Annotated in this window: 9 protein-coding genes and 1 pseudogene; 7 read left to right on the top strand and 3 right to left on the bottom strand. The window is 64.2% G+C overall.

Features of this window, described 5'->3' with window-relative positions:
• From fdhF to EN750_RS08150, 7 genes and pseudogenes are all read left to right on the top strand, one after another.
• Positions 1-1,588, top strand: a 1,588-nt coding sequence (gene fdhF / locus EN750_RS08180; RefSeq protein ID WP_127396130.1) for a formate dehydrogenase subunit alpha, incomplete at its 5' end; no start/stop codon positions are given.
• Between the two features lie 2 nt (positions 1,589-1,590).
• Complete coding sequence (gene fdhD, locus EN750_RS08175; RefSeq protein WP_127396129.1) at positions 1,591-2,421, top strand: formate dehydrogenase accessory sulfurtransferase FdhD; 831 nt, start codon at positions 1,591-1,593, stop codon at positions 2,419-2,421.
• Positions 2,411-2,722 (top strand): formate dehydrogenase subunit delta, encoded by a 312-nt coding sequence (locus EN750_RS08170; RefSeq protein ID WP_127396128.1) that lies wholly within the window; start codon positions 2,411-2,413, stop codon positions 2,720-2,722. The genes fdhD and EN750_RS08170 overlap by 11 nt, the downstream gene beginning before the upstream one ends.
• 113 nt (positions 2,723-2,835) lie before the next feature.
• Positions 2,836-4,389, top strand: a complete 1,554-nt coding sequence (locus EN750_RS08165) for an alpha/beta fold hydrolase (RefSeq protein WP_127396127.1) — start codon at positions 2,836-2,838, stop codon at positions 4,387-4,389.
• Positions 4,390-4,545: 156 nt separating this feature from the next.
• Positions 4,546-4,698 (top strand): annotated as a pseudogene (locus tag EN750_RS08160) (carboxymuconolactone decarboxylase family protein); the annotation flags it as partial.
• 77 nt (positions 4,699-4,775) lie between these two features.
• Positions 4,776-5,138, top strand: coding sequence for a nuclear transport factor 2 family protein (locus tag EN750_RS08155; RefSeq protein WP_023811681.1), 363 nt, complete (start codon positions 4,776-4,778; stop codon positions 5,136-5,138).
• Positions 5,139-5,192: 54 nt separating this feature from the next.
• Positions 5,193-5,507: a hypothetical protein gene (locus EN750_RS08150; RefSeq protein WP_127267881.1), complete on the top strand. Its 315-nt coding sequence runs from the start codon at positions 5,193-5,195 to the stop codon at positions 5,505-5,507.
• Between the two features lie 137 nt (positions 5,508-5,644).
• Here EN750_RS08150 and EN750_RS08145 read toward each other — a convergent pair whose 3' ends face one another.
• The 3 genes from EN750_RS08145 to EN750_RS08135 all read right to left on the bottom strand — a co-directional run bounded on the left by EN750_RS08145 (position 5,645) and on the right by EN750_RS08135 (position 8,931).
• Positions 5,645-7,072 carry a gamma-aminobutyraldehyde dehydrogenase gene (locus EN750_RS08145; RefSeq protein WP_127396126.1) on the bottom strand — a complete coding sequence of 476 codons (1,428 nt, stop codon included), beginning with the start codon at positions 7,070-7,072 and terminating at the stop codon, positions 5,645-5,647.
• Positions 7,073-7,175: 103 nt separating this feature from the next.
• On the bottom strand, positions 7,176-7,991 hold the full coding sequence (locus EN750_RS08140) for an ABC transporter permease (RefSeq protein ID WP_127267883.1): 816 nt from the start codon (positions 7,989-7,991) through the stop codon (positions 7,176-7,178).
• Positions 7,981-8,931, bottom strand: a complete 951-nt coding sequence (locus EN750_RS08135; protein ID WP_210212732.1) for an ABC transporter permease — start codon at positions 8,929-8,931, stop codon at positions 7,981-7,983. Before EN750_RS08135 ends, EN750_RS08140 begins: the two co-directional genes overlap by 11 nt.
• Between the last annotated feature and the right edge of the window lie 126 nt (positions 8,932-9,057).

Genomic DNA, 9,057 nt, shown 5'->3' with positions numbered 1-9,057 from the left:
GCTGAAGAAGCGGCTGCGCCAGGGCGCCAAGCTGATCGTGCTCGATCCGCGCCGCACCGAGATGGTCAAGTCGGCCCATATCGAAGCGGATTATCACCTGCCGCTGAAGCCCGGCACCAATGTGGCCGTGCTGACGGCGCTGGCGCATGTCATCGTCACCGAGGGCCTGTTCGACGAAGCCTTCATCCGCGAACGCTGCGACTGGACGGAGTTCCAGGATTGGGCATCGTTCGTCGCGTTGCCGGAAAACAGCCCCGAAACCGTCGGCAAATTGTCCGGCGTCGATCCCGAACTGATCCGCGGTGCCGCCCGCCTCTACGCCACCGGCGGCAACGGTGCGATCTATTACGGCCTCGGCGTGACGGAACACAGCCAGGGCTCGACCACTGTGATGGCAATCGCCAATCTCGCCATGGCCACCGGCAATATCGGCCGGCCCGGCGTCGGCGTGAACCCACTGCGCGGCCAGAACAACGTGCAGGGCTCCTGCGACATGGGCTCCTTCCCGCACGAACTACCGGGCTATCGCCACATCTCCGGCGAAGCCGTGCGCGATATCTATGAGACCTTGTGGGGCGTGAAGCTGGACGACGAACCCGGCCTGCGCATCCCCAACATGCTCGACGCCGCCGTCGACGGCAGCTTCAAGGGCATCTACATCCAGGGCGAGGACATTCTGCAGTCCGATCCCGACACCAAGCATGTCGCCGCCGGCCTTGCCGCGATGGAATGCGTCGTCGTGCATGACCTCTTCCTCAACGAGACGGCGAACTACGCGCATGTCTTCCTGCCGGGCTCGACCTTCCTGGAGAAGGACGGCACCTTCACCAACGCCGAGCGCCGCATCAACATGGTGCGCAAGGTTCTTGAGCCGAAGGCGCGCTACGCCGATTGGGAGGCGACACAGGAACTTGCCCGTGCGATCGGGCTGGACTGGAACTATCAGCATCCCTCCGAGATCATGGACGAGATCGCGATGACCACGCCGAGCTTCGCCGGCGTCTCCTTCGAGCTGCTCGACCGTGTCGGATCCGTGCAATGGCCCTGCAACGAGAAGGCGCCGCTCGGCACCCCGATCATGCATATTGACGGGTTCGTGCGCGGCAAGGGCAAGTTCATCCGGACCGAATATGTGGCGACGGACGAAAGGACGGGGCCGCGCTTCCCGCTGCTGCTCACCACCGGCCGCATCCTGTCGCAGTACAATGTCGGCGCGCAGACCAGGCGCACCGACAACAGCATGTGGCACTCGGAGGACCGGCTGGAGATCCATCCGCACGATGCCGAGAACCGCGGTTTGCGCGACGGCGACTGGGTCCGGCTGACCAGCCGATCGGGCGAGACGACGCTGCGCGCGCTGATCACCGACCGGGTGTCGCCCGGCGTGGTCTACACGACGTTCCATCATCCGGACACGCAGGCCAACGTCATCACCACCGACTTCTCCGACTGGGCGACCAATTGTCCGGAATACAAGGTGACGGCGGTGCAGGTCGGCGCCTCCAACGGACCGTCGGAATGGCAGCGCGACTATGACGAGCAAGCCAAGCAGAGCCGGCGCATCGCGTCTTTGCAGGCGGCGGAGTAGTCTTGAGCCCGCGCCGCAAAGCCACGACGCAGGTATCGCGGCTGGCGCACCGCGCGGTTGGAACGACGGCTGCCGACCGGATGGTGCCGGAGGAGACGCCGGTGGCGTTCTCCTTCGCCGGCACCACGCATGCGGTGATGATGGCAAGCCCGGCCGATTTCGAGGATTTCGCGCTTGGCTTCTCGCTGACCGAAGGCATTGTGGCTGCGCCGGAAGAGATCGAAGCGATCGAGGTCGAGGACCATGGCGCCGGCATCGACATTCAGATCCGGCTGAAGGACCGAGCCAACACACGTTTCGAAGCGCGGCGGCGAAGGCTCGCCGGCCCGGTCGGCTGCGGGCTTTGCGGCATCGAATCGATCGAGGAAGCAATGCGCTCGGTCGATGCGGTTGGTGCCTCAAGCCTTACGCTTGATGCCGACGACATCGCCCGTTCGGTCAAGCTTTTGTCCAAAGTGCAGCCGCTGCACACCGAGACCGGAGCGGTACACGCCGCCGGTTTCTATATGCCTGGCAAGGGCATCGTCATGGCGCGCGAAGATGTCGGCCGTCACAATGCGCTCGACAAGCTGGCCGGTGCGCTGGCCAAGGCCGACATCGATGGCGCATCCGGTGCCGTCGTGGTGACATCCAGGGTGTCGGTCGAAATGGTGCAGAAGACGGCTTCCATCGGCTCGGCCTTCATCATCGCCGTCTCGGCGCCGACCGCCCTTGCCATCCGCACGGCGCAAGAGGCCGGCATGACGCTGGTGGCGCTGGTTCGCGGCGACGATTTTGATATTTTCACCCACCCCGACCGGGTGGTTTGCGGAGTTGCCAAGCATGTCGCATGACGAAGAACACATTATGAGCACCGCCGAGAAGCTGGTGCGCATGGCAAACCAGATCGCCGATTTCTTCCATTCCAAGCCGCGCGCGGAAGGCATTGCCGGCGTCGCCGAGCACATCAACAAGTTCTGGGAGCCGAGGATGCGGCGGCAGTTCTTCGAAATGCTGGACGACGGCACCGGGAACTTCAACGAGTTGGTGGTGGCCGCCTCCGCCAGGATCAGGCGGCCGATCACGCCGGCTGCGGCCGACCTCAAACTCGGACTCGAGCCCTCCCCTGCCGACGTCGCCGCCTCGCAGGAATAATCGCCAAGCCGCGCCGGCTTACATTCGCCATCGCTAAAGTTTAAGCTGCCGCGATCTGCGCTGTTCTGCTATGGTTTGACGACCAGAAATCGTCAGGCCGGGGTGGAAATCTCGTGAGGCCGATCGAGACGCGATACGCCCGTAGCGGCGATATGAGGATCGCCTATCAGGTGGTCGGGCAGGGATCGCTCGATCTGGTCTTCGTTCCGGGCTTCATTTCCAACCTCGACCTGCACTGGGAAGACGAGGGCTATACCAGGCTCTTGAAGCGGCTTTCGGCATTCTCGCGGCTGATCCTGTTCGACAAGCGCGGCACGGGTCTGTCCGACCGCGTCGACGCGCATAACCTGCCCAGTCTCGAAACGCGGATGGACGATGTGCGCGCGGTTATGGACGCCGCCGGCAGCGGCCGTGCAGCCCTGCTCGGCTCCTCCGAAGGCGCGCCGATGGCGATGCTGTTCGCCGCCACCTATCCGGAGCGGACGCGGGCGCTGGCGCTCTATGGCGGCTATGCGCATTTCCACAAATGGGTGATGTCGCCCGAACGCCTCGACGCTTTCATCGAGATGGCGGAGACAGCCTGGGGCACCGGCGCCACTCTGCCCCATTTCGCGCCGAGCCGGGTCGACGACGCGCATTTCGCCCAGTGGTGGGCACGTTTCGAACGATTGTCGGCGAGCCCGACTTCGGCGGCGGCGCTGGCGCGCATGAACGCCGACGTCGACATCCGCCATATCCTGAACGTGATCAGCGCGCCGACGCTTGTGATCCATCGCCGCAACGATGCGCGGGTCGACCCCGATGCCAGCCGCTTCCTTGCACAGAAGATCCCCGGTGCCCGGCTGGTCGAGATTCCCGGACGCGACCATCCGATCTGGACCGGCGATGTCGACGGGGTGGCCGACCTGATCGAGGAATTTCTGACCGGCGAGCGCGCCGTGGGCGAAGTGGACCGTGTGCTGGCGGCGCTTCTGGTGACACGCATCTACGACACGACAAGGCTCGGCGACCGCATGTGGAGCGAACGCAGCCAACGCTTCCAGGAAACCTGGCGGCTGCTGGTCGGGCGCCATGCTGGGCGCTCTATGGGCCTGCATGGCGAGTTGATGATTTCGCGCTTCGAGGGCCCGGCACGCGCCATTCGCTGCGCGGCAGCGCTGCGCGAGGCGGCGCAGGAAATCGGCGTGGCAAGCGCGCAAGGGGCGCATGTCGGCGAGATCGAAATGCGCGGTCCGCCCGTTGGGATGACGGCGCGGGTGGCGATGCAGTTGGCCGCCCATGCCGGCCCCGGCGACATTATCGCGTCGCGTCTGATCGCCGATCTGGCGGCTGGGTCGGGCCTGCATTTCACCGACGCCGGGCGCATCAGCGTCGACGAGTTGGAGGAGCCGCTGGCGCTGGTCCATGCGACGTCCGAACAGCATCTGGAACCCGCCTGCCGGCCCAAACCCAGGGTTGCCGAGCCGGCCGCATTGACGGCGCGCGAAAGCGAGGTGGTGAGCCTCGTCGCCGACGGCAAGAGCAATGCCGCGATCGCCGCCGAATTGAGGCTGAGCGAACACACGGTCAAGCGCCATGTCGCCAACATACTGCTCAAGCTGGACCTGCCGTCGCGGGCGGCGGCGGCGGCGTTTTCGGCCAGGCACCCTGGCCCGCACGGGCCATGAGAGCCATGGCGCTTTCGGGCGAAGCGGCCATGGGCGGGTCAGCGCTATCAATTCTCTCCATGCAGGCCAGGCGGATGTCGTCGGGAAAGGTGCTGCGAACGGAGGAGGAAATGCTGACGTCGAACCAAACACTCAAATCGCTTGCGATAGCGGCAGGGCGCCAGCGATGAGGAGATCAAGGAGGCGGCGGCGATGTCCGCGATCGTGCGCCACTGGTCAACGATGCTCAACGGCAGCCAGGTCGATCTGACGACCTTCAAGGAGCAGGCCGACGACGTGTTCGCGGCCGTCAAGACGAAGTCGCAGTAAAAACCACTGCCTGGCGACAAGCGCCGGGCAGCACTTCGACCATCAACCGCCCGGAAGACGGGCCAATGGAGGATGACATGCTGACCAAGACCCAAACAGTGGATGGTGCGGCGATCAAGAAGGCCATCGAAACCCGTGACGGCAAGATGCTGTCGAGCTTTTATGCCGACGACGCGCTGGTGCGGGTGATCGACCGCAACAACCCGCCGAGCAAGCCGCGCGAGATCCGCGGACGCGCGGCGATCACCACATTCTGGGACGACATCTGCAGCCGGGCGATGACCCACAAGGTCGACACCACCATCGCCGACGGCGACAGCCTCGCCTTCACCCAGGCCTGCGCCTATCCGGACGGAACCAAGGTGTTCTGCGCGGCGATGCTGGAGTTGAAGGACGGGCGGATCGCAAGGCAAACCGTCGTCCAGGCCTGGGACGAGTAGATCAACGGCCGGTGGATAACCGCGGCCTGGGCCGCAAACCTGGAGGAGAAGACGATGTTCAGCGCCAGATGGCAGATCGACGCCAAGTTCGGACACAAGCAGACCGTGCTCGACCTGTTGAAGAAATGGGAACGCGAGATCGGCTCGCAGGTCGGCATCGACGAGCTGGAATTCCAGATCATGACCGGTTCGATCGGCGCGCGGGAGGCGACGGTCGAGTCCCATCACCAGGTCGAAAGCCTGGCCCAGCTGGAGGCGTTCTTCGCCAAGATCGGCAAGATCGACGCGCATGCCAAATGGGGCAAGGAGATCGAGCCCTATGTCGTGTCGGGCACCAGCCTGTGGAATATTTACCGCATTGTGGAGTAGTGATTCTTCTCCTCGTTTCACGGGGAGAAGATGCCGGCAGGCAGATGAAGGGCGGAGCCCGCTTTGCCAGCGACGCGCTGCTCCTCATCCGGCCCTTCGGGCCACCTTCTCCCGTAAAACGGGGAGAAGGGAAGGCGCTAGCTGTGAGCCACCATCACATGGCGCACGGCGGTGTAGTCTTCCAGCGCGTAGAGCGACATGTCCTTGCCGTAACCGGACTGTTTCAGCCCGCCATGCGGCATCTCGTTGGTCAGCATGAAGTGGGTGTTGATCCAGGTGCAGCCATATTGCAGGCGGGCGGCCGTCGCCATGGCGCGCGAGACATCCTTGGTCCATACCGATGACGCCAGGCCGTAGTCGCTGTCATTGGCCCAGTTCACCGCCTCGTCGACTTCCGAAAAACGAGTAACCGAGACGACCGGGCCGAACACTTCGCGGCGGACAATCTCATCTTCCTGCAGCGCGCCGGCGACGACGGTCGGCTGGTAGTAGAAGCCAGAACCCTCGCCCGGCTTGCCGCCGGTGGTGATCTCGATGTGCTTCAGTTCCGAGGCGCGCTCGACGAAACTCGACACGCGGTCGCGCTGGCGGCGGGAGATGAGCGGGCCGATCTCGTTTTCAGTGTCGTCGGGACGGTTGTATTTGATGGTCGAGACGGCCGAGGAGAGATCGGCGACGAGTTTGTCGTAGATCTTCTTGCCGGCGTAGATGCGGCAGGCGGCGGTGCAGTCCTGGCCGGCATTGTAATAGCCGAAGGCACGCAGACCGCTGACCACGGCGCCAAGATCGGCGTCGTCAAAGACGATGACCGGTGCCTTGCCGCCGAGCTCGAGATGCGTGCGCTTGACCGACTTGGCGGCCGCCTGCAGCACTTTCTTGCCGGTGGCGACGTCGCCGGTGATCGAGATCATGTTGACCTTGGGATGATTGATCAGCGTGTTGCCGACGCTGTCGCCGCGGCCGAGCACGACGTTGACCACGCCCACCGGCAGAATATCGGCGAGGATCTTCGCCAGCTTCAGCGCCGTCAGCGGTGTCTGCTCGGATGGTTTGAAGACGACGGTATTGCCGCCGGCGATCGCCGGCGCCAGCTTCCAGGCCATCATCATCAGCGGGTAGTTCCACGGCGCGATGGAGGCGACGATGCCGATCGGATCGCGCCGGACCATGGAAGTGTGGCCGGGCAGATATTCGCCGGCGACGACGCCGGGCATCGAGCGAACGGCGCCGGCGAAGAAGCGGTAGCAATCGACGATCGCCGGGATTTCGTCATTGAGCACAGCGTTGATCGGCTTGCCGCAATTGAGCGCCTCGAGCGTGGCGAACTCCTTCGCGTCTGTTTCGATGCGGTCGGCGATCTTCAGCAAATAGCCGGAGCGCTGCGCCGGCGTGGTGCGCGACCACAAGACGAACGCCTGTTCGGCGGCGGTGACCGCCGCCTCGATCTGCGCCTGGCTGGCCTCGGGCAGGCTGAGGATGGTCGCCCCGGTCTTTGGGTTGAGGATCGGCTCCTCGGTCTCGGTGCCCTTCTCGAATTTCGAGCCGATCAGCATCTGGGTGTCCATTGGATTCTCCCTTAACAGGAGCGAGTAGCGAGTAGCTGAAAGCGAGCAGGGTTGACCGTCGATGATCCCTACTCGCTGTTCGCTACTCCCTATTCGCTGTTTTTCATTTCCCACTTCCAGCGATCTGGTCGCCGTCACGGGTGAGGTAATAGGCGGCAAGGATCGGCAGCAGCGTCACCAGCACCACGACCATGGCGACGACATTGGTGACCGGGCGCTGGCGCGGACGGATCAGCTCTTCCAGCATCCAGATCGGCAGCGTCTGCTGCTGGCCGGCTGTGAAGGTGGTGACGATGACCTCGTCGAAGGACAAAGCGAAAGCCAGCATGCCGCCGGCAAGCAGTGCCGTGGCGATGTTGGGCAGCACGACATGGCGAAAAGTCTGAAAACCGTCGGCGCCGAGATCCATCGAGGCCTCGATCATCGATCCGGAGGTGCGGCGGAAGCGGGCGACGGCGTTGTTGTAGACGACCACCACGCAGAAGGTGGCGTGGCCGAGCACGATCGTCCAGAACGAGAACGGGATATCGGCGAGCGAAAAGGCCGAGCGCAGCGCGATGCCGGTGATGATGCCGGGCAGCGCGATCGGCAGGATGACCAGCAGCGAGATGGTTTCGCGGCCGAAGAATTTTGTCCGCGACACCGCCGCCGAACAGAGCGTCCCGAGGACCAAAGCAATCGCAGTCGAGATCGAGGCAACCCTGACCGATAGTGACAGCGCCTGCCAGACATCCGGCCGGTTCCAGGTCACGGCGAACCATTGCGTCGTCAGCCCTGGCGGCGGCCAGACGAAGCTCTTCTCCTCGGTGGTGAAGGCGTAGACGAAGATCAGCAGGATCGGCAGATGCAGGAACAGCAGGCCGCAGGCGGCGGCGATCTTCAGGCCGAGCGGCGCCGACTGGGAACCATCAGAGCGCATCGAAGGCCCCCATGCGCTTGGCGCCCCAGAGGTAGAAGCCCATGATGACGATCGGCACCACGGTGAAGGCGGCGGCGAGCGGGATGTTGCCGGCGGTGCCTTGCTGCGAATAGACCGCCTGGCCGATGAACAGCCGCGAGGTGCCGATGATCTGCGGGATGATATAGTCGCCGAGCGTCAGCGAGAAGGTGAAGATCGACCCGGCGACGATGCCCGGCAGGGCCAGCGGGAACAGCACGTTGCGGAAAGTCCGCCCCGGAGAGGCGCCGAGGTCGGACGAGGCCTCGACCAGATTGCCCGGCACGCGCTCGAGCGCCGCCTGTACCGGCAGGATCATGAACGGCAGCCAGACATAGACGAAGACGATGAAGGTGCCGGTGAACGATACCGACAGCGAATTGCCGCCGACAATCGGCAGCGACAGCCATGCGTCGAGCACCCACAACAAATGCAGCTTGGCGAGGAGCCAGGTGAGGATGCCCTCCTTGGCCAGGATCAGCTTCCAGGCGTAGATCTTGACCAGATAGCTCGACCACAGCGGCAGCATGATGCCGAGATAGAACAGCGCCTTCCAGCGACCGCGCGCATAGCGCGCCGCGTAATAGGCGATGGGGAAAGCGATGACGGCCGAGGCCAGCGTGACCAGGGCCGCCATCGTCACCGTGCGCAGGATGATGTCGAGATTGGCGGCCTGGAACAGGTCGCCATAAGTCTTGAGCGTGAACTCACGGTTGATGAGGCCGGAAAACTCGTCGATGGAGAAAAAGCTCTGCGCCAGGAGCGCAAACAGCGAGCCGATATAGACGATACCCAGCCACAGAACCGGAGGCAGCAGCATGAGCAGCAGCAGGACCTTCGGCTTGCGCCAGAAAAGGTCCGATAGCGCGCCGCGCAAGCCGCCGCTGCCGGGCAGGATGGCGGGCGCTGTTGCACGCATCATGGCGGCGTCGAGGCTCATGCCGGCTCGTCCATCAGATGCAGGTGCTCGCGGTTGAAGGTGAGCACGACCGCCTCGCCTTCTGACGGCAAGGCCGTGCCGGCCGGCACGACCTTGCCGTCAGAAGGC

This window comes from Mesorhizobium sp. M7A.F.Ca.ET.027.03.2.1, assembly GCF_003999175.1.
In the GTDB taxonomy this organism is placed as follows: Bacteria; Pseudomonadota; Alphaproteobacteria; order Rhizobiales; family Rhizobiaceae; genus Mesorhizobium.
Note: the sequence above shows the minus strand (reverse complement) of the source record. Positions and strands in the feature narration are given on the sequence as shown.